Origin of the sequence: Massilia sp. ST3 (assembly GCF_018119405.1) — a bacterium.
Classification (GTDB): domain Bacteria; phylum Pseudomonadota; class Gammaproteobacteria; order Burkholderiales; family Burkholderiaceae_D; genus Telluria.
Genome location: NZ_JAGPWC010000008.1, coordinates 35,403 through 54,530, shown reverse-complemented (window position 1 = coordinate 54,530; position 19,128 = coordinate 35,403). Strand labels below are relative to the sequence as shown.

Below are 19,128 nucleotides of genomic sequence, written 5' to 3'. Positions count from 1 at the left end.
GCGCGGAGGACGGGCTCACGTCAGTGGCATCAGGCCAGCGGATCGATGGTGAAGGCCGGCATCGCGGCCTGCTCGCGCGCGCAGGCCAGGAATCTATCCGCCGTGACCAGCGCCTCGTTGATGGTCACGTCCATGTCGAGGTAGCGGTAGGTGCCGAGGCGGCCGACGAAGGTCACGTTCTGCTCCTGGCGCGCCAGGTTCACATACAGTTCCAGCTGCTGCTTGTCGCGCGCCAGGCGGATCGGATAATAGGGGATGTCCTTTTCCTCGCACTGGCGGCTGTATTCCTTGTAGCACACCGTGCCTTCATGGCTTTCCCAGGGCGAGAAGTGCTTGTGCTCGGTGATGCGGGTGTAGCGCTCGGCGTCGTCGCAGTAGTTGATCACGGCGTTGCCCTGGTAGTCGCCGGTATCGCGGAACACCTCGAAGTCCAGCGTGCGGTAGGGCAGGCGGCCTTCGGCGTGCTTGAACCAGGCGTCGATCGGACCGCTGTAGAACACGTGGGCGTAGTCGCCCTTCGAGGAAGGATCGAAGCGGGTATTCAGGTGCACGGTGATGCCGGGCACGTCGAGGATGCGCTCGACGAGCTCGGTGTAGCCGTTGGCCGGCATGCCCTGGTACTTGTGGGCGAAGTAGTTGTCGTCGTAGTTGAAACGCACCGGCAGGCGCTTGAGGATGCTGGCCGGCAGCTGGTTCGGATGCAGGCCCCACTGTTTCATGGTGTAGGTCTTGAAGAAGGCCTCGTACAGCTCGCGGCCGACGAAGCGCAGCGCCTGGTCCTCGAAGGTGGCCGGGTTCTCGATGCTCTTGTCGCCCAGCTCGCGCAGGAATTCCTCGGCCTCGGCCGGACGCAGGGTCTTGCCGAAGAACTGGTTGATGGTCAGCAGGTTGATCGGCAGGGTGTAGACCTTGCCGTTGGTGATAGCCTTGACGCGGTTCACGTAAGGCTTGAACTCGCTGAAGCGGTTCACGAATTCCCAGACGCGCTCGTTATCGGTGTGGAAGATGTGCGGGCCGTAGATGTGCACCATGACGCCGGTTTCGGCGTCGCGTTCCGAGTGGCAGTTGCCTGCGATATGGGGCCGCGCCTCGAAGATCTCGACCTGGTAACCCGCGTGTGCGAGCTGGTTCGCGATGACAGCCCCGGAGAATCCAGCGCCGACGATGGCGATATTCTTGTTCATGTTTCTTTCCTAAGGTTCAGTTGTTATCCGTTCTGCTGCAGTCGACGGCGTGATAGAAAATGCAATGCGGGGGGCAGTAGAAATGCTGACAAAAATATATCATTGAAGCTGCATTCCATATCGCACAATTGGCAGCGCCGGAAGGCGGGCGCCGCGCTGGTATCATTCCCGTTCCCTTAAAATATGTGACTCGATCATGTGCGTGAATTACCGCGCGCCCACGCCGGAGCAGTTCGGCAGCATCGGCGCCTTCAGCGAGCTGCCCGCCGACTGGCGCTGGCCCGACGAGATCTGGAAGGATTACGCGGCGCCGATCCTGCGTCTGGATGCCGAACGGCGTCCCGCGCCCGCGCTGGCCAGCTACGGCATGGTGCCGCGCCGGCACATCCCGCCGGGTGTGAAGGCGTTCGACACCATGAATGCGCGCGCCGAGACCCTGGGCGAGCGGCGCTCCTTCGCGCCTGCCTGGCGCCGCCTGCAGTTCTGCGCGGTGCCGATGAGCTGCTTCTACGAGCCGTGCTACGAAAGCGGACGCGCCGAGCGCTACGGCATCGGGATGGAAGACGACGCGCTGTTCTATGTGGCGGGCCTGTGGCGCGAGTGGAGCGAGGCGGACGGGCGCATCGAGGCTTCCTTCACCCAGATCACCATCAATGCCGATACGCACCCGCTGATGCGGCGCATGCACAAGCCGGACGACGAAAAGCGCTCGCTGGTGGTGCTGCGCCCCGAGGAAATCGGCGACTGGCTCGCCTGCCCGGACGTGGAAACGGCGCGCAGCTTCCTGCGCCACTACCCGGCGGAAGGCATGAAGGCCTGGCCCGCGCCGCGCACGGTGGCCAAGGCGGAAACGCCGTCGGCCAATCTCTCGTTGTTCTGAGGCTTACCAGCCCGTCAGGCCCAGCTGGCGCGCGTGCTGGCGCAGGAAGGCCAGGTGGGCTTCGCGCGTAGCCGGGCCCTGGTAGGGCAGCAGGGTCCAGTGCTCGGACGCGCGCATCGCCTTGCCCGGCGCCAGCCGCACATAGGGGGCGTGGACTTCCATCTCCAGTACGCCTTTGCCCGCCTCGCCAGGCTGGACTTCGTGATAGAGCTCGACCTGCCCCTGGTCGGGATGGATCGCAGCGCGCGGCTGGAGGCGGAACTGGATCACGAAAGCCTGCTTGCCGTGGAAGGCGGCCATCCAGCCACCCGCGGGCTGGATAAACAGCTTGCCCTTGCGCGCACCGCCGTCGGGCTGGTCGAGCGACAGGACGCCGTCGGCCAGGGTACTGCCCGGGGCTTCCTCCGGCGTCGCCGCTTCCAGCCGCACATCCTCTTTCGACGCCACCGGCACATAAACCCGGGTGTCGGGCCGTACCCGCGTGTTGAACCAGATGTCGCGCGCCACCGGCTGGTTGCGGCGGTTGGTGGCGCGCACGTCCAGCTGCAGGCTGTTCGGCCGGCCCTTGATCAGCGCGTAGCGCTTGCGCAGCTGGATACCCGTCACCAGGCTGGGCGGGCTGTCGACCACCAGTTCCGCCGGCGTGCGCTGCACCAGCGCGTACGGGGCCAGGCTCAGGTAAGGGTCGGGCGGCCAGGGCGCCCTGGCCTTGGCGCGGTCGGGATTCACGGTCTGGTCGGTCCACCATTCCTTTTGCGGTCCCACCCAGACCTCGTGGCCCAGATAGGGGACGTTATTGCTGAAGGCGTTGAAGCCGGCGTCGGGATTGCCCGCGTTCTCGTCGACCAGCAGGAAATTGGGCTGCCCCGCCAGTGCGAAGGACAGCAGGCGCCCGCCGGCGGCTTCGCTGGCCAGCACGGTGACCGTGCCATTGTCGATGCGGTGCGCGCGCAGCTGCGCGCTTGCGGGCGCCATCGCCAGCGTGCACGTGGCGGCGAGGATAGAGAGGAGGGGCGCGAGGCCTGGGCGCGGCATGGTGATCCTTGGTGGTGGGCTTCCGAGGATAGCAAAGAAACAAGCCTTTGGCATGACGCTTTTGCCACAGCCCGGTATTTACCGCTGTCTCCCTGTGATGACACGTTGTTATAATATCGATATCAAAAAACAAGGGATGCTGAGGAGCTACGCCATGTCGGAAATGCAGTTTTCCAATAACTACCGGGACCTGAGCAATTCGTCCGGCGTCGACGCCGGCTTCCAGTTCGAATTCTATTGCGAGCGCTGCAGCGACCGCTGGCGCACCATGTTCCAGCCTTACCGCAGCGGCCAGGCCTCCGGCTGGCTGCAAAAGGGGGCCAGCATGTTCGGCGGCCTGCTGGGCAATGCCAGCTCGGTACTGCACGGCATGGCCGAAGCGGGCTGGCACAGCGCGCGCGACGAAGCCTTCAAGGAGGCGGTGGCTGCGGGCAAGGCCCATTTCAACCGCTGCGGCAATTGCCATGACTACGTCTGCGGCCCCTGTTTCGATACCGCCAAGGGCCTGTGCTTCAACTGCGCGCCGAACGTCCAGGTGAAGATCACCCAGGCGCGCGCCGAGGGCGAGGTGTATACCGCGTCGGAACTGGCCTATGATGAGGGCAAGGCGCGTGGCGCCCGGCCCGAAGTGCGCGCGCAGGTGCGCCAGGACATGCAGCTGGTCTGCCCCCAATGCCGCGCCGAGACCCACGGGGCCAAGTTCTGTCCCGAGTGCGGTTTCAAGATGGTGCAGCAGGCGCCCTGTGCCAGCTGCTCGACGATGCTGCAGCCGGGCACGAAGTTCTGTACGGAGTGCGGCACCCGCCAGGCCTGAGGCCTGAGGCCTTTGGCCGAGGCGTGCGCACTGCCCGGAGTGGAGGAAGCGTGGTAAAGAGAAAGACAGGCCTGCGGCCCCTGCTGGCGTCGATGCTGTGCGCCAGCCTGTTGCAGGCGGCGTCCGCGGGCGCGAACGAGCACACCTTGCGCGCCACCCTGGCGCAGCTGGAGCGGGACCGGGCGGAAGCCATCGAGGAAGGCGATACCGACACACTGCAGCGGCTGATGGACCGCAGCTACCTGCACGTGGACAGCCGCGGAAGGGTGCGCAGCAAGACCGAGCTGCTGACCCGGCTGGAACGCCAGGAAATGCGCTTCCGCAGCTACGACCTCGAAGCGCCCCAGGTACAACTGGTCGACGGCGGCGCGGCCGCCATCGTCACCGGCATGTTCCGCTCCTCGATGGGGTCCGCAGGCGACCCCAGGCCCTTCCGCGGACGCTATGTTCGGGTCTGGGTACGCCAGCCCGACGGCTGGAAGAACACCTTCCACCAGGTGACCGAAATCCGTCCCCAGCCATGACACACGGGGCACCCCTCCCAAGCGAAGCATTGCGTTAGCGGTAACATTGCGTCATTATTGACTCATCCATCACAAGAAGAGTTCGAGGAGACACGATGAGCTTTGCAACCCGCCGCCCGGCCGGCCCTGCATTGAGCCCTGCCTTGCGCCTTGCATTTCCGCTCGCATTGTCGCTTGCCGCCGCGGGCTGCGCCGGCACCGCATCCATGCGCGCCGCATCCGGCGATCTGGCCCTGTACCAGGGGCGCGCGCCAGACGGCTACCAGGTGGTCGCGATCGATCCCGACCGCGAACATCCGATGACCGGACAGGCACTCGCGCTGGACAGCGTCCTGCAGGCGAAGCATCCGAACAGCGCCATCGAGCTCAGCCGCAGCGGAAAAGCGGCGGCCGACGACGCGCTCACCTTGCGCTGGAAGAATATCTGGAAGAGCGGCATGCGCATCCAGGGCGGACCAGCGGACCTGCGTCCCTACCTGGCGACCGGCAGCCTGGCTTTCGACCTGAAGGTGGCCGACCTGTCGAAGGGCGGCATCGCCGTCAAGTTGCATTGCGGTCCCGATTGCGAGCGCCAGGTTTCCTATGTGCTGCCCGGGCGCTCGGCCGAGGGCCAGGGCTGGCGGCATGTGGAACTGGCGCTGCAATGCTTCGCGCGCGAGGGCGACGACTTCAGCGCGGTTGCCAAACCCTTCACGATCGAAGGCACGGGCAGCGGCGAAGTCAGTATTGCGAACGTCACCCTCAAGCGCGGCGGCAAGCCGAACACCGCCTGTCCCGACTACCGCACCGTGGCCCTTACCCCCGACAAGCTGAACGAATCCTGGTCGATCTCCTGGTGGACGCCGCGCCACCTCAAGAAGCTGGACGACATCAAGGCGATGAAGGCCGCCGGACGCAGCCCGCAGCTGGTGTTCATCGGTGACTCGATCACCCAGGGCTGGGAAAAGGAGGGCGCGCCGGTCTGGGACCGCTACTACCAGCAGCACGACGCGATCGCGCTGGGTTTCGGCGGCGACCGCACCGAAAATGTGCTGTGGCGCCTGCAGCACGGGGAAGTGGACGGAATCGATCCCAAGGTGGCGGTGCTGATGTTCGGCACCAATAACACCGGCCACCGCCAGGACCTGCCGGCGCTCACCGTGCAAGGCATCCAGCGCAACATCGAGGAACTGCGGCGTCGCCTGCCGCGCACCCGCATCCTGCTGCTGGCGATCTTCCCGCGCGACGAAACGCCGGATGGCGCGCTGCGCCGCCTGAACGGGCGAATCAACGCGCTGCTGCCGTCGCTGGCCGACAATCGCCAGGTGCATTTCCTCGACATCAACCAGGCCTTCCTCCAGCCCGATGGACGCCTGCCGAAGGACGTGATGCCGGACCTGCTGCACCCGAACGAGAAAGGCTACGCGATCTGGGCCAAGGCGATGCAGCCGGAACTGGACCGTCTCATGTCCCTGCCGCGTCCCTGAAACCGGCACGGACCTCGTCCGCGAACAGGCCATCGCCGCGCCAGCGCGGCAGGCCGGACGGGGCCGAGGCCGGCACCGCCTTGCCGGCGTAGTCCGGGCCGAGCCTGGCGATCGCGCGCGGAAACGCGCGGCAATAGCCGGCGGCGACGCCGGCCAGGTGCGCCAGCTGGCGGTACTCGAGCACGTGGCCGGGCGGCAGCGCGTCGAGCACCATGCGCACGCGCTCGCGCCAGTCTTCCGGCCAGGCCGGCAGCAGCGGACCGAGTCCGGTCACGCGGTCGCCAGCCTGGATGCGGCCCCCCGCCAGCACGCGCGCCAGCATGCCGCGCCGCCCGCCGATGGCGCGTGACAGCCCGGGCTGGTGCCGGTCCAGGCTGCCGCAGGCTTCGCACTGGAACATCAGGCGCAGGGTGAACGTAGCGCCGATGCGCAACACGTCGCCCGAACGGAAGGACGCGGTATCGGCCTCCAGCAGCAGGTTTTCGCGCAGGGCCAGCGCAGGCAGGTCAAGGTCGGCATAGGCCAGCGCCCCGGCCAGCAACAGCTGGCGCGGCGATACCGGGTCGGCGTGCCGGTCGCCTTCCAGCCCGTGTCCGGCGAAGGCCTCCGCCTGCCGTACGCGCTGTGGCGCCGCGCCGGCGGGGCGGACCGCGATGCCGAGTAGGTGTCCGAGATCTTGCTCCATCCCCCATTCTAACGAGAGAGAATCATGATGAACAATCCGACTCACGCGCCACGCATCCGGCTCGGCATGGTTGGCGGCGGCGAAGGCGCCTTCATCGGCGCGGTGCACCGCATTGCGGCCCGCCTCGATGACCGCTATGAACTGGTTGCCGGCGCGTTGTCGTCCACGCCGGAGGCGTCGCGCCGTTCCGGCCTGGCCATCGGCCTGGCGCCGGAGCGCATCTACGACGACTATGCGGCGATGGCACGGGCCGAAGCCGCGCGCCCGGACGGTATCGAGGCGGTCAGCATCGTCACCCCCAATCACCTGCATGCGCCGATGGCGCGCGCCTTTCTCGAAGCCGGCATCCACGTCATCTGCGACAAGCCTGTCACGACCACTAGCCTGGACGCGCGCATGCTGCAGCAACTTGCCGCCGAGCAGGGCCTGGTCTTCGCGGTCACCCACAACTATTCGGCGTATGCGATGGTGCGCCACGCGCAGCAGATGGTGCGCATGGGCGAACTGGGCGAGGTGAGGGTGGTGCAGGTGCAGTACGCCCAGGACTGGCTGGCCGAGCCGATCGAGCAGGAGGGCCAGAAGCAGGCGGCCTGGCGCACCGACCCGGCCAGGTCGGGCGGCGGCGCGATCGGCGATATCGGCACCCACGCCTGGCAACTGGCCGACACCATTGTCGGCCAGCCCGTGGATGCGCTGGCGGCGGAGCTGAGTTCCTTCGTGCCGGGACGGGCGGTGGACGACGACGTGCAGGTGCTGCTGCGCTACCGGAACGGCGCGCGCGGCATGTTGTGGGCGAGCCAGGTGGCGACCGGGCACGCCAACGAGCTGCGCATCGGCGTCTATGGCAGCCGGGGCAGCATCCAGTGGCGCCAGGAGCAGCCGGACGAACTGCTCTGGACGCCATTGGGCGAACCGACCCGCATCCTCAAGCGCGGCACGCCGGCGGCCAATGCGGCGGCTGCGCGCCTGTCGCGCATCCCGGGCGGGCACCCGGAGGGCTACCTGGAGGGATTCGCTTCGCTATATGGCGAGATCGCCGCGCACCTGCTGGCGGCACGCGAAGGCCGGGCGGCGCCCGAAGAGGCCCAGTTCCCGACCATCGCAGACGGCCTGCGCGCGGTGGAATTCATCGAGGCGGTGCAGGCCTCGGCGCGCGCAGGGGGAAGCTGGGTCCAGCTCCCCGCTTGAGACTTACCTGGCGATGTTGAGCTTGCGCGAGGCGTCCAGGTACTTGGCCGCGTTCGGCACATTGGTCCAGGCCGGACGCACCGGATCGTTGGCGATGCCCAGCACCGCATGGGCGACCATGCGGTTGATGCGCGCCATGTTCTCGTAGTCGATCTTGTCCCAGGTGTCGTCCTTGCCGTGGTAGTCGGGGAAGCCGAAGGCCACCGCCAGGGTGTGGGCCGGCACGCCGAGGTCGGCCAGCGACTGGTTGTCGCTGTGGGCGAAATAGCGGTCGCTGTTGACCGGATGCTTCCACAGGCGGATGCCGGTCTGGGCGCCGGCCTTGCGCACCGCTTCGGTCACGGTCGAGTAGTCAAAGCCGGTGAGGGTGGCGGAGGCGACCTGCAGGCCCTCGCTGTCGTCGGTGCGGCCGAGCTGCTCCAGGTTGATGTTGGCCACCGTGTCCTTCACCGGGAACACCGGGTGGCGGCCGTAGTAGCGCGAGCCGAGCATGCCCAGTTCCTCCCCGAACAGGGCGATGAAGGCGATGCTGCGCTTCGGGCGCTCCTTCTGGGCCGCCAGGGCCGCGGCGATCTCGATCACCGATACGGTGCCGCTGCCGTCGTCATTGGCGCCGTTGTAGATCTCGCCGTTGCGGATGCCGACGTGGTCGTAGTGGGCCGACAGCAGGACGTAGGTCTGCTTGAGCTGCGGGTCGGACCCGCGCAGCAGGCCGACCACGTTGCGCAGCTTGACCGGGCGCACTTCCGGCGCACCGACCTTGGCCGCGACCGTGGCGCCGCCTTTTTCCAGCAGCGCGGCGGCGTCGGGCGCATGCAGCACCACCACCGGCACCGCCCCTTTGGCGACCGGTTTTTCCGGGTCGATCAGCCAGCCGCCGGGTGCGCCGTGGCGGCGTTCCTTGTCGATCATGACCACCAGCGCCGGCTTGGTTTTCAGCTGCTGCTGCAGGATGCCGGCCGCGCCGGGCACGGCCGCCGCCGGCACCACCAGCACCTTGCCGTTGGCCGCGCCGGGGTCGGCCAGCGCCGCTTTCCAGTCCATGTACACGGCAGGGGTCGCCGCCAGGCTGACCGGGTCGAGGAAGCCGGCGGTGGCGCCGCCCGCCGGCACGCTGAGCGAATTGCCGCCGGCGGTGATGGTGAAGGCGAAGTCGGCGTCCTTGCGCTGTGCGTACTGCCAGTTCGCGGTCTGGAAGTAGCCGTCGTCGCCCGCCGGTTCCAGGCCGGCGCGGCGGAACTGGGCGGCGATGTATTCGCTCGCCAGGTCGAGGCCGCGCGAGGGCGTGCCGCGGCCTTCCAGCAGGTCCGAGGACAGATACGAGAGGTGGCCGCGCAGCGAGTCCGGCGAGATCCGGCTCGATACGGCGTCCAGGGGCGCCTGGGCCAGGGCGGCGTTGGCGAGCAGGGCGAGGCCGAGGACGGAGGCGAGGGCGGTATGGCGCATGCGGTCGCTTTCTTCAAATAGTAAGAGTGGCAATATCGCATGGGAGCATTCTGTCGGTCAACACAGTGAATCCGTCCAGTATGTATGTCTGGAGCCGCGTTTCGGTGGAAGCGGGAACCGGTTGGCGCCATCGGCGGTCCGGTTCGTCGCACCCGCCTTGCTCCGGGGAGGGCGGCTGGGCACAATCGCCTCACTTGTTGCCACCTGATAAAGTAGAGCCCATGTCCCAAGCTATCCCCACTTCCCCGCCGCGACGCCCGCGCATGATGCGCCTGCTCGAGGACCTGCGCCTCGCGTTCGGCATCAGCGCCCTGGTCGCGGTCGTCATCACCCTGGTGGTCGGGAAGCCCGAGCTGCTGTACGAGCAGCTGGTCTTCTCGGTCTGTATCGGCATGCTGGCCTTCGCCGTGGTCGACGGCGCCCGGCTGCTGTGGTGGGACCGCGCCGACTGGAGCGCGCGCCAGTGGCTGCCCTTCATCGGCGTGATGCTGCTGGCGGCGCCGCTGGCCCACTATACCGGCATGCGCATCGGCTTCGCGGTCATGGGCTACACCATGCCGAGCCTGCGCGACTATCCCTCGGCGGGCCGGGTCAGCATGATCGTGCTGACCTTCGGCGTCATCACCTCGATGGTGGTCTTGATCCGCCACCGCGACCGCCTGCGCCGCATTCGCCAGGAACACGCCGACGCCCGCCTGCGCGCCGAAGTCATCGAGCGCCAGGCGCTCCAGGCCCAGCTGCGCCTGCTGCAGGCCCAGATCGAGCCGCACATGCTGTTCAATACCCTGGCCAACCTGCAGGGCCTGATCGCCCTCGACCCGGACCGCGCCAGCCGCATGCTCGACCAGCTGATCCAGTACCTGCGCGCCACCCTTGGCGCCTCGCGCAGCGAAAGCACCACCCTGGCCCAGGAATTCGCGGCCATGGAAGCCTACCTGGGGCTGATGGGGGTGCGCATGGGCGAGCGGCTAGCGAGCCGCCTGCAGCTGCCGGACGGCTTGCGCGACGTGCGCCTGCCGCCGATGCTGCTGCAGCCGCTGGTGGAGAACGCCATCATCCACGGCCTGGAGCCGAAGATCGAGGGCGGCGAGATAGCGATCGCCGCCGAGGCGCGCGACGGACTGCTCGAGATCACGGTGCGCGACACCGGCCTCGGCCTGAAGGACAAGCCCGAGACGCGCGGCGGCGGCGTCGGCGTGGCCACCACCCGCGAGCGCCTGCACGCCATCTACGGCGACGGCGCGGGCATCGTGCTTGCCCCGAACAAGCCGCAAGGCGCCATCGTACGACTGACCTTACCACTGGAGACCACAGCATGACCCGTGCACTGATTGCCGAAGACGAACCGATCCTCGCCGCCGTCCTGGCCAAGACCCTGCAGAAGCTCTGGCCGGGGCTCGAAATCGTGGCCACGGCGCCGAACGGCATGGCGGCCGTCGAGCAGGCCATGGCGCTGCGCCCGGAGGTGCTCTTCCTCGACATCAAGATGCCCGGCCAGAGCGGCCTGGAGGCGGCCGAGGAGCTGGCCGAGCGCTGGGAAGGTCCGGAACCTTTTCCGCAGGTGGTGTTCGTCACCGCCTACGACGAGTACGCGGTGCAGGCCTTCGAGCGCGCCGCCGCCGACTACGTGCTCAAGCCGGTGAGCGAGGAGCGCCTTGGGCGCACCGTGGAGCGACTGCGCGGCAGGCTGCAGGAGCGCGAGGAAACCCAGCCTGGGGACGGCGCCCTGGCCCAGCTGGTGGGGCAGCTGCAGGCCCTGCTGCCGCAGTCCGCCCAGAGCGAACGCCTGACCATGATCCGCGCCGCCGTGGGCAGCGTGGTGCGCATGATCCCGGTGTCCGAGGTGGTGCTGTTCCAGGCCGTCGACAAGTACGTGAACGTCGCCACCGCCGACAGCGAGGCCCTGATCCGCCTGCCGTTGAAGGACTTGCTGCCCCAGCTCGACCCGCAGGAATTCCAGCAGATCAACCGCGGCACCGTGGTCAACATGCGCTGCGTCGCCAGCGCCGGGCGCGATACCATGGGCAAGGTGGTGCTCAACCTGCGCAACCGCCCCGAAAAGCCGCGCGTCAGCCCGGTGTTCGCCCACTTGTTCCGCCAGATGTAGGCGTCAAGCGTGGCCGGCGCCGACGGCCTGGCCGTAGCGGCGTTCGAACTGGGCCACCGGCATCGGCGAGCCGAGCAGGTAGCCCTGGAGGGAGTCGCAGCCGCAGTGATCCAGGAAGCGGCGCTGGGCGTCCAGCTCGACGCCCTCGGCGACGATGTCCAGGCCGAGCTTGCGCGCCAGGGTGACGATGGCTTCGACGATGGCGGCCGCGCCGCGGTCGGCATGGGCGTCGTGCACGAAGGAGCGGTCGATCTTGAGCGCCGCCAGCGGAAAGCGGCGCAGGTAGGCAAGCGAGGAGTAGCCGGTGCCGAAATCGTCGAGCGAGAAGCGCACGCCCAGGGCGCGCAGCCGGTGCATGCGGTCGATCAGCTCCGGCAGGTTTTCCGCGAATACGCTCTCGGTGATCTCGAGGGTCAGGCATTGCGCCGGCGCGCCAGTGGCGGCCAGCACCTCGGCCACGGTGTCGGGGAAGTCGGGGTCGCGCATCTGGTGGACGCTGACGTTGACGGCCAGTTTCAAGCCTTCGAGCGCCGGGTCGGCCTGCCAGCGGGCCAGCAGGCGGCAACCCTGTTCCAGCACGTGGCGGCCGAGCGGCGCGATCAGGCCGGTGGCTTCGGCCAGGCCGATGAACTCGCCGGGCGGCACCATGCCCAGGTCGCCGCGGTCCCAGCGCACCAGGGCTTCGGCCCCGTTCAGCAAGCCGTCGCGGCCGAACTGCGGTTGACAGTAGAGCACGAATTCCTGTTCCGCCAGCCCGCTGCGCAGGCAGGTTTCCAGCGCCGCCTGGCGGTCGGCCGCCGACTGCATGCTGGTTTCGAAAAAACGCGCCGTGTTGCGGCCCTCGGCCTTGGCGCGGTACATGGCCAGGTCGGCCTGCTTGAGCAGGGTGTCGATGGCGGTCGGCTCGCCGTCATACATGGTGATGCCGATGCTGGGCGTGGTCGAGGCGGTGTGCGCGCCCAGGCGGAAGGGCCGGTCCAGGGCGTGCAGGATCTTGGTGGCCACGCTCTCCGTCTCGGCGGCCGCCTCGTCGGGACAGGAACCCAGGTCTTCCAGCACCACCACGAACTCGTCGCCTCCCAGGCGCGACAAGTGGTCGCTGGCGCGCAGGACGCCGCGCAGGCGCGCCGCCACCTGCTTGAGGAGCTGGTCGCCGACGTCGTGGCCCAGGGTGTCGTTGAGCAGCTTGAAATTGTCGAGGTCGATAAAGATCAGGGCGCCGTATTCGTCGAGCCGGCGGGCCCGCGCCAGGCTGGTGCCGAGCTGCTCGATCAGGTAGCGGCGGTTGGACAAGCCGGTGAGCGGGTCGAAGTAGGCCAGCTCGTAGATGCGCTGCTCGGCTGCCTTGCGTTCGGTCAGGTCGGTGTTGGTGCCGGACAGGCGCAGCGGCCTGCCGTCGGCGTCGCGCGTCACGAAGCCGCGCGCCAGCACGGGCACGTAATGGCCGTCCTTGTGACGCAGGCGGAATTCGATACTGTAGCGCTCGCGCGGCTCCTTGAGCAGCTGGGCGATAAAGGCGTGCATGCGCCCAAGATCTTCGGGATGGATCAACCCCATCGCCGTCTCTGGCGTGGATGGCAGGGAATCCGGCGCATGGCCCAGCATTTCCCACCAGCGCTCGGAGTAATAGACCTCGCCAGTGCGCAGGTCCCAGTCCCAGGATGCGTCGGTCGAGCCGCGCAGAACGAGTTGCATGCGTTCCTCGGATTTCTGGGCTTTGCGCTGGGCCCGCTTGAGAGCGGTGCAGTCGGTGAAGCAGACCACGACGCGGACGATGCGATCGTTGGCGTCGCGTTCCGGATAGGCGTTGCAGATCAGCCAACGGATGCTGGCGTGGCCTGCGCGGCGCATGCCGACCACGTGGTGCGACAGCGGTTTGCCGTCCTTGAGGATGAGATTGACCGGATACTCCGCCTCGGGCATGGGCGAGCCGTCGTCGCGGACGAAGGTCCATGCCGTGGTGGCGGATTCGGTGCCGACCAGCAAGGCGATACTGCGGTCGAGCAGCCGCGCGGCCATGCGGTTGGCGGACAGGATGCGCCCGTCCTCGCCGTGGACGACCACGCCCGCGGGAAGGTGTTCGAGCAGCTCGTCCAGGCGCTGCTGGACGTCGGGATGAGAGCGGGACAGCATGGCAAGCCGCCAGTCTTCTGGTCGCACGTCCTGACATGCTAGCAGCGACTGGCGGCGGGTGTCGCAGGCTTGCGCGGCCCCGAAAGCACAAGGCCAGCCCGAAGGCTGGCCCTGGCGAGACGGGGACGCGGGTCCCCGGCGGGATACTGCGATTATTGCAGGAGCGACATGACCATCGAGGACATGCTGTTCGACTGCTTGAGCATCGCGGTGCCGGCTTGCAGCAGCATCTGGCTGGAGGTCATGTTCGCGCTTTCGGTCGCGAAGTCGACGTCCATGATCAGGCCGGTGGCGGCCTTGCTGTTGGTGCTGATGTTCGACAGGTTGTTGTACACGTGCTCGAGGCGGTTGGCCGCGGCGCCCAGGCCCGAACGCACCTTGTTGACCGAGTTCAGCGCGGTTTCCAGCTTGGCGATCGATGCATTGGCGGTAGCGGTCAGCTCGGTACCGGTGGTGGCTGCGGTGTAGTTCGCGGTGGCGGCGGTCACATCGGTGACCATCGAGCCCATGTCGGCGCCCAGGTTGACGGCCATGGTCTCGCTCGACGAGGCGCCGATCTGGAAGGTCATCGACGAAGCGACGGTACCGCCGACCAGCAGCTTGGTGCCGGCGAAGGTGGTGTTTTGCAGGATGTTCTTCAGTTCCAGGCCCAGTGCGTCGTATTCCGACTGCATCGCGGTCTTGTCGCTGGCGGTCGACGAAGCGTCGGCTGCCTGGGTGGCCAGGTCCTTCATGCGGACCAGCATGTTGCCGACTTCGTCCAGCGCGCCTTCGGCGGTCTGCAGCATCGAGGTCGAGTTCTGGGTGTTGCGCATTGCCACGGTCATGCCCGAGGTCTGGGCCTTCAGGCGGCTGGCGATCTGCAGGCCGGCGGCGTCGTCCATTGCCGAGTTGACGCGGTAGCCGGTCGACAGGCGGGTCATCGAGGTCGACAGGTTGCTCTGGGTGCGGGAGATCGAGTTTTGTGCCGACAGGGCAGCGTTGTTGGTGTGCAGGCTCAGCATGATTAGGCTCTTTCCTAGTGAGTAGTTGGTGAGTGCGTTCACTCGCCCTCACCAGTACAAGGCGACCACTTTCCTTTGGGCATTAAGTGCCATGCAGAAATTTTTTTAAATATTTTTTCTTGTCGGTGACACAAGCTGCATTGATGCTCTTTTGACATCGGCGTAGGGTTGGCGGCTCCGCCGCCGACGCGGTGAAAGTTTGTAGCGAGATCATCCGGCACGAAAGCGGCGCCGGTAACGAGCACCGCGTCGGCGGCCAAGCCGCCGACCCTACCACCAATTCCCGATTGCTATATTGTCAAGCCGCCAGCGGCAGCGCCACTTCTTCCGTCCCGGCCCGGTACCAGCAGTCGAACATCCCTTCGAACACGTCGAACAGCTCGTTCACCAGCCCCACGGCCGTCTCGAACTCGCCGACCCGCAGCAGGTAGCCCGTCCCTTCCACGCCATCCTGGTCCTTGGCATGGTTCGCCTCGGCATGCTCGTGCACCTTGCCGAAGTAGTGCAGCTCCTCATACAGGCCGAGCTCGCCCACCAGGCGGTACATCGGCTCGTTGAAGCAGGCGAAGGTGGCTTCCAGGGCATCGATGATGGCCATGCGCAGGAAAGGCGTGCGGTGGGTCTTGGCCAGGAAGATGGCGTGATAGACCACCTCGCGGGTGGCGTAGTTGGTCGGCGCCCAGACTTCGGTAAAGGCCTGGGCCGGCGGCACACCCAGCAGGCGGCGCCCATGCTCGATGCGCGCCAGGTCTTCCAGGTACCACTGCCAGTGGAAGGCGTCCTCGTCGCAGTGCTGGTGCACGCTTTGTTGCAGGGGCGAGTCGTCGCGTTCGTCGCGCAGGGCGGCCAGCATGTCCTTGAAGCCCATCGTGAAGAACATCATGGCCGGAACGAAGGACAGGCGCTGGTAGGGAGGGATGGCGGCGTCGGCCAGGTAGGTGCACAGGGCGGATTTGCGAAGCTTCGCCTGGCGCGCTTCGATGACGGAATCGAGAATATCCATGAGAGTGTCCGGTAATGAGGGTTGCACGGGTGCTTGGCGCGGCCTGTCCGGCGCCGCGCATCGGATCGACGGCGGCGGCGGCAGGCTGGCAGGACGTAGTCTAGTCAGGGCGACCACGGATTTCTTCCCCCACCACGGGGGGGACTGTGGCGGCTTGCGGCAGCGGCGGCATGCATACGCGAAGCGCAACGACAGCGCTCGAACCCGGCGCGCGGATTTGGTAAACTGCATGGTTTTCCCGACCAGGTTTTCCCATGGAGCGCTCCATCGAGCTCCGCGCTTGCGCGCTGCACTGTTTGCTTGAGACCGACCCCGCCGCCAAGGCCGCCGGCGTGGCCGCCATGGCGCGCGCGCATGCCCAAGGCGCCGTGCGGATCGATAGCGCGGCAAGCCTGGGCCCCTCAGGTCCCGTGCCCGGACGCCCGGCGCGGCCGGAGCTGGTGCCGCCGCGGCTGGTGGGCCGCCGCTCGATGGTCACGGTCGAGGGGCGCGCCATGCTGGTGCACGCGCTGGCCCACATCGAATTCAATGCCATCAACCTGGCGCTGGACGCCGTGTGGCGCTTCCCGGGCATGCCGGACGACTATTACACCGACTGGCTGCGCGTCGCCCACGAGGAGTCGCTGCATTTCCTGATGCTGGACGCCCACCTGGCCACTCTTGGCTACCGCTACGGCGATTTCACCGGCCACGACAGCCTGTGGGAAATGGTCGGCAAGACCAGCGGCGACGTGCTGGCGCGCATGGCGCTGGTGCCGCGCACCATGGAGGCGCGCGGCCTGGACGCGATCCCGCCACTGCGCGCCAAGCTGGCCCAGGCCGGCGACGCCGCGGCCGCGGCCATCCTGGACCGCCTGCTGGCGGACGAGGTCGGACACGTCGAGATCGGCAACCGCTGGTATTTCTACCTGTGCGCGGAGCGCGGACTCGACCCGCTGCCCACCTACGACGAGCTCACCGTGCGCTACAAGGCACCGGTGCTGAAGGGGCCGTTCAACCTCGAGGCGCGCCGCCAGGCCGGCTTCAGCGAGGCCGAACTGCGGCGCTACACCTGATGGAGGCCGCACCCAGCCCCGGCTTGCGGCAGGGCTTCCTGCTGACCCGCCACTGGCGCGACGCCGACGCCGGCTGCGAAGTCGAGTTCTGGCTGGCCACCGACGACGGTCCATGCCGCGTGCGCCTGCCGGCCCAGACCCCGGTCGCCTTCGTGGCGGCCGAGCTGGGCGGCGCGGTGGAGCAGCTGCTGGCAAGGGAAACAGGCTGGCAGCTGCGGCCACTGGCGCTGACCGACTTCCAGCACCGTTCCGTGCTGGGCCTGTACTGCCGCCACTACCGCCAGCTGCTGCGCCTGGAAAAGCGCCTGCGCGAGCACGGCATCGCGCTTTACGAGGCCGACGTCCGTCCGCCCGAGCGCTACCTGATGGAGCGCTTCATCACGGCGCCCGTCGCCTTCGCTGGCCGGGAGAGTGACGATGCGCGGCTGGTGCTGGACGCCCAGCTCAAGCCGGCGCCCGGCTACCGTCCGCAGCTGCGCACCGTCTCGCTCGACATCGAAACCACCTTCCAGGGCGACCTGTATTCGATCGCACTGGAGGGCTGCGGCCAGCGCCAGGTCTACATGCTGGGGCCTCCCAATGGGGACGCCTCCGGTGTCGACTTCGCGCTCGAATACTGCGCCACGCGCCCCGAGCTGCTCGACCGGCTGGAAGCCTGGTTCGCGCGCCACGATCCCGACGCCCTGATCGGCTGGAACGTGGTCCAGTTCGACCTGCGCGTGCTGCAGAAGCACGCCGACCGCTTCAACCGGCCGCTCAGGCTGGGCCGCGACGGCAGCGCCCTCGAATGGCGCGAAGACCGTGGCGGCCACGAGCACTACTTCGTCGGCATCGCCGGACGCCTGGTCATCGACGGCATCGAGGCCTTGCGCTCGGCTACCTGGAGTTTTCCCTCCTTCAGCCTGGAGAGCGTGTCGCAGTCGCTGCTCGGCGAGGGCAAGGCGATCGACAATCCTTTCGACCGGATGGACGAGATCGACCGCATGTTCGCCGAGGACAAGCCGAAGCTGGCGCGCTACAACCTGAAGGACTGCGAACTGGTCACGCGCATCTTCGCCAGGACCGGGGTCATGGCCTTCCTGCTGGAGCGCGCCAGCGTGACCGGGCTGGCTGCCGATCGTAGCGGCGGCTCGGTGGCGGCCTTCGAGCACCTCTACATGCCGGTCATGCACCGCCAGGGCCACGTGGCGCCAAACATCGGCGACGTGCCGGGCGCCGACAGCCCGGGCGGCTTCGTGATGGATTCCCGCTCCGGCCTGTACGACTCGGTGCTGGTGCTTGACTACAAGAGCTTGTACCCGTCGATCATCCGCACCTTCCTGATCGACCCCGTGGGCCTGGTCGAAGGCTTGCGCGAACCCGAGGAAGCGACCGTGCCAGGCTTTCGCGGCGGGCGCTTCTCGCGCACCCGGCACTGCCTGCCGGGGATCGTGACCCAGGTCTGGGCCGGACGCGAGGCCGCCAAGCGCGAAGGCAACGCGCCGCTGTCGCAGGCCCTGAAGATCATCATGAACGCCTTCTATGGCGTGCTGGGCACCACCGGCTGCCGCTTCTTCGACCCGCGCCTGGCCTCGTCCATCACGATGCGCGGGCACGAGATCATGCACCGCACCCGCGCCCTGATCGAGGAGCAGGGCTACCAGGTGATCTACGGCGACACCGATTCCACCTTCGTCTGGCTGGGCCGCGCCCACACCGACCATGACGCCGAGCGCATCGGCCGCGCGCTGGTGGAGCACGTCAACGCCTGGTGGCGCAGCCACTTGCGCGAGGAGCTGGGGCTGGAAAGCGCGCTGGAGCTGGAGTACGACGTGCACTTCCGGCGCTTCCTGATGCCGACCGTGCGCGGCTCGGACGAGGGCAGCAAGAAGCGCTACGCAGGCCTGGCCACCGGCGCGGACGGCGCCGACGAGATGGTCTACCGGGGCCTGGAAGCCGTGCGCACCGACTGGACCCCGCTGGCCCAGCAGTTCCAGCAGGGGCTCTACGAGCGCATCTTCAAGCGCCAGCCCTACGAGGACTACGTGCGCGAGTACGTGGCGGCGACCCTGCGCGGCGAGCACGACGCGCTGCTGGTCTACCGCAAGCGCCTGCGCCGCCCGCTCGAGGAATACCAGCGCAACGTGCCGCCCCACGTGCGCGCCGCGCGCATGGCCGACGAGCACCACCTGCGCCAGGGCCGTCCGGCCATCTACCGCAGGGGCGGCTGGATCCGCTACGTGATGACCACGGCCGGCCCCGAGCCGCTCGAGACCCTGCATTCGCCGGTCGACTACGAGCACTACCTGAGCCGCCAGCTGGAACCGGTGGCCGACGCGATCCTGCCTTTCCTGGGCGAGCGCTTCGGGCGCCTGACCAGCCGCCAGGGCGCGCTGTTTTAAATGTCTTCTTAATTGCCGGCGCGATTGTAGGGTGGACGTTTGCGCAGAGATCATCCGGCACGAAAGCGGAGCCTCTATCTATCACCGCGTGGACGGCAAAGCCGTCCACCCTACGGAAAACCGATTCCGGCGCGGACTCGGTCGGATGGCCCTTGCCGCGCCGGACCGGCTTCCCAGGCGCCGCGCCCTCGCATAGCGGGTGGGTGTGGATTTTCTGATCATC

At 67.7% G+C, this 19,128-nt stretch carries 16 protein-coding genes; 9 read left to right on the top strand and 7 right to left on the bottom strand.

All coding sequences use genetic code 11. The features are described from left to right. Positions 1–29 precede the first annotated feature (29 nt). The gene (gene glf, locus KBW98_RS04410) at positions 30–1,184 is read right to left on the bottom strand and encodes a UDP-galactopyranose mutase (protein ID WP_211518917.1); all 1,155 of its coding nucleotides are present in this window, start codon (positions 1,182–1,184) and stop codon (positions 30–32) included. A 196-nt stretch (positions 1,185–1,380) separates the two neighbouring features. On the opposite strand from glf, the gene KBW98_RS04405 reads away from it, so the two are divergent. Further along, positions 1,381–2,064, top strand: a complete 684-nt coding sequence (locus tag KBW98_RS04405) for an SOS response-associated peptidase (protein ID WP_211518916.1) — start codon at positions 1,381–1,383, stop codon at positions 2,062–2,064. Positions 2,065–2,067: 3 nt separating this feature from the next. Here the strand turns inward: KBW98_RS04405 and KBW98_RS04400 are convergent, their stop codons facing one another. Continuing rightward, positions 2,068–3,099 (bottom strand): DUF4380 domain-containing protein, encoded by a 1,032-nt coding sequence (locus KBW98_RS04400; protein ID WP_211518915.1) that lies wholly within the window; start codon positions 3,097–3,099, stop codon positions 2,068–2,070. A gap of 154 nt (positions 3,100–3,253) precedes the next feature. On the opposite strand from KBW98_RS04400, the gene KBW98_RS04395 reads away from it, so the two are divergent. The 3 genes from KBW98_RS04395 (at position 3,254) to KBW98_RS04385 (ending at position 5,903) form a co-directional block, all read left to right on the top strand. Further along, positions 3,254–3,913, top strand: coding sequence for a zinc ribbon domain-containing protein (locus KBW98_RS04395; RefSeq protein WP_229428970.1), 660 nt, complete (start codon positions 3,254–3,256; stop codon positions 3,911–3,913). 50 nt (positions 3,914–3,963) lie between these two features. Continuing rightward, on the top strand, positions 3,964–4,437 hold the full coding sequence (locus KBW98_RS04390) for a nuclear transport factor 2 family protein (protein WP_211518913.1): 474 nt from the start codon (positions 3,964–3,966) through the stop codon (positions 4,435–4,437). Positions 4,438–4,532: 95 nt separating this feature from the next. Then, positions 4,533–5,903 carry a GDSL-type esterase/lipase family protein gene (locus KBW98_RS04385; RefSeq protein WP_229428969.1) on the top strand — a complete coding sequence of 457 codons (1,371 nt, stop codon included), beginning with the start codon at positions 4,533–4,535 and terminating at the stop codon, positions 5,901–5,903. Here the strand turns inward: KBW98_RS04385 and KBW98_RS04380 are convergent. Next, positions 5,881–6,588 carry an MOSC domain-containing protein gene (locus tag KBW98_RS04380; RefSeq protein WP_211518912.1) on the bottom strand — a complete coding sequence of 236 codons (708 nt, stop codon included), beginning with the start codon at positions 6,586–6,588 and terminating at the stop codon, positions 5,881–5,883. The two genes, KBW98_RS04385 and KBW98_RS04380, sit on opposite strands and share 23 nt — an antisense overlap. Before the next feature lie 27 nt (positions 6,589–6,615). Between KBW98_RS04380 and KBW98_RS04375 the strand changes: the two genes are divergently transcribed. Further along, a complete protein-coding gene (locus KBW98_RS04375) occupies positions 6,616–7,776 on the top strand; it encodes a Gfo/Idh/MocA family protein (RefSeq protein ID WP_211518948.1) in 1,161 nt (386 codons plus the stop codon). 3 nt (positions 7,777–7,779) lie between these two features. Here the strand turns inward: KBW98_RS04375 and KBW98_RS04370 are convergent, their stop codons facing one another. Further along, entirely contained in the window at positions 7,780–9,222 is a 1,443-nt protein-coding gene (locus KBW98_RS04370; RefSeq protein WP_211518911.1) for a M28 family metallopeptidase, read from the bottom strand. A 221-nt stretch (positions 9,223–9,443) separates the two neighbouring features. Here KBW98_RS04370 and KBW98_RS04365 point away from each other — a divergent pair, with 221 nt between their 5' ends. Beyond that, positions 9,444–10,541: a sensor histidine kinase gene (locus KBW98_RS04365; RefSeq protein WP_211518910.1), complete on the top strand. Its 1,098-nt coding sequence runs from the start codon at positions 9,444–9,446 to the stop codon at positions 10,539–10,541. Further along, on the top strand, positions 10,538–11,329 hold the full coding sequence (locus KBW98_RS04360; RefSeq protein WP_211518909.1) for a LytTR family DNA-binding domain-containing protein: 792 nt from the start codon (positions 10,538–10,540) through the stop codon (positions 11,327–11,329). The genes KBW98_RS04365 and KBW98_RS04360 overlap by 4 nt, the downstream gene beginning before the upstream one ends. Positions 11,330–11,332: 3 nt before the next feature. Here the strand turns inward: KBW98_RS04360 and KBW98_RS04355 are convergent, their stop codons facing one another. The 3 genes from KBW98_RS04355 to KBW98_RS04345 form a co-directional block, all read right to left on the bottom strand. After that, positions 11,333–13,462, bottom strand: coding sequence for a GGDEF and EAL domain-containing protein (locus KBW98_RS04355; RefSeq protein ID WP_211518908.1), 2,130 nt, complete (start codon positions 13,460–13,462; stop codon positions 11,333–11,335). A gap of 152 nt (positions 13,463–13,614) precedes the next feature. Beyond that, positions 13,615–14,466: a flagellin gene (locus KBW98_RS04350; RefSeq protein WP_211518907.1), complete on the bottom strand. Its 852-nt coding sequence runs from the start codon at positions 14,464–14,466 to the stop codon at positions 13,615–13,617. 298 nt (positions 14,467–14,764) lie between these two features. Then, positions 14,765–15,469 carry a hypothetical protein gene (locus KBW98_RS04345; protein WP_211518906.1) on the bottom strand — a complete coding sequence of 235 codons (705 nt, stop codon included), beginning with the start codon at positions 15,467–15,469 and terminating at the stop codon, positions 14,765–14,767. Positions 15,470–15,723: 254 nt separating this feature from the next. Here KBW98_RS04345 and KBW98_RS04340 point away from each other — a divergent pair, with 254 nt between their 5' ends. Further along, entirely contained in the window at positions 15,724–16,524 is an 801-nt protein-coding gene (locus KBW98_RS04340) for a ferritin-like domain-containing protein (RefSeq protein ID WP_211518905.1), read from the top strand. After that, positions 16,524–18,905 carry a DNA polymerase II gene (locus tag KBW98_RS04335; protein WP_211518904.1) on the top strand — a complete coding sequence of 794 codons (2,382 nt, stop codon included), beginning with the start codon at positions 16,524–16,526 and terminating at the stop codon, positions 18,903–18,905. The genes KBW98_RS04340 and KBW98_RS04335 overlap by 1 nt, the downstream gene beginning before the upstream one ends. The last annotated feature ends 223 nt before the right edge of the window (positions 18,906–19,128 follow it).

Bases quoted from the DNA above. Each gene is read 5' to 3' on its own strand.
- glf (WP_211518917.1), bottom strand. From the start codon at position 1,184: ATGAACAAGAATATCGCCATCGTCGGCGCTGGATTCTCCGGGGCTGTC.
- KBW98_RS04405 (WP_211518916.1), top strand. From the start codon at position 1,381: ATGTGCGTGAATTACCGCGCGCCCACGCCGGAGCAGTTCGGCAGCATC.
- KBW98_RS04400 (WP_211518915.1), bottom strand. From the start codon at position 3,099: ATGCCGCGCCCAGGCCTCGCGCCCCTCCTCTCTATCCTCGCCGCCACG.
- KBW98_RS04395 (WP_229428970.1), top strand. From the start codon at position 3,254: ATGTCGGAAATGCAGTTTTCCAATAACTACCGGGACCTGAGCAATTCG.
- KBW98_RS04385 (WP_229428969.1), top strand. From the start codon at position 4,533: ATGAGCTTTGCAACCCGCCGCCCGGCCGGCCCTGCATTGAGCCCTGCC.
- KBW98_RS04380 (WP_211518912.1), bottom strand. From the start codon at position 6,588: ATGGAGCAAGATCTCGGACACCTACTCGGCATCGCGGTCCGCCCCGCC.
- KBW98_RS04375 (WP_211518948.1), top strand. From the start codon at position 6,616: ATGAACAATCCGACTCACGCGCCACGCATCCGGCTCGGCATGGTTGGC.
- KBW98_RS04370 (WP_211518911.1), bottom strand. From the start codon at position 9,222: ATGCGCCATACCGCCCTCGCCTCCGTCCTCGGCCTCGCCCTGCTCGCC.
- KBW98_RS04365 (WP_211518910.1), top strand. From the start codon at position 9,444: ATGTCCCAAGCTATCCCCACTTCCCCGCCGCGACGCCCGCGCATGATG.
- KBW98_RS04360 (WP_211518909.1), top strand. From the start codon at position 10,538: ATGACCCGTGCACTGATTGCCGAAGACGAACCGATCCTCGCCGCCGTC.
- KBW98_RS04355 (WP_211518908.1), bottom strand. From the start codon at position 13,462: ATGCTGTCCCGCTCTCATCCCGACGTCCAGCAGCGCCTGGACGAGCTG.
- KBW98_RS04350 (WP_211518907.1), bottom strand. From the start codon at position 14,466: ATGCTGAGCCTGCACACCAACAACGCTGCCCTGTCGGCACAAAACTCG.
- KBW98_RS04345 (WP_211518906.1), bottom strand. From the start codon at position 15,469: ATGGATATTCTCGATTCCGTCATCGAAGCGCGCCAGGCGAAGCTTCGC.
- KBW98_RS04340 (WP_211518905.1), top strand. From the start codon at position 15,724: ATGGAGCGCTCCATCGAGCTCCGCGCTTGCGCGCTGCACTGTTTGCTT.
- KBW98_RS04335 (WP_211518904.1), top strand. From the start codon at position 16,524: ATGGAGGCCGCACCCAGCCCCGGCTTGCGGCAGGGCTTCCTGCTGACC.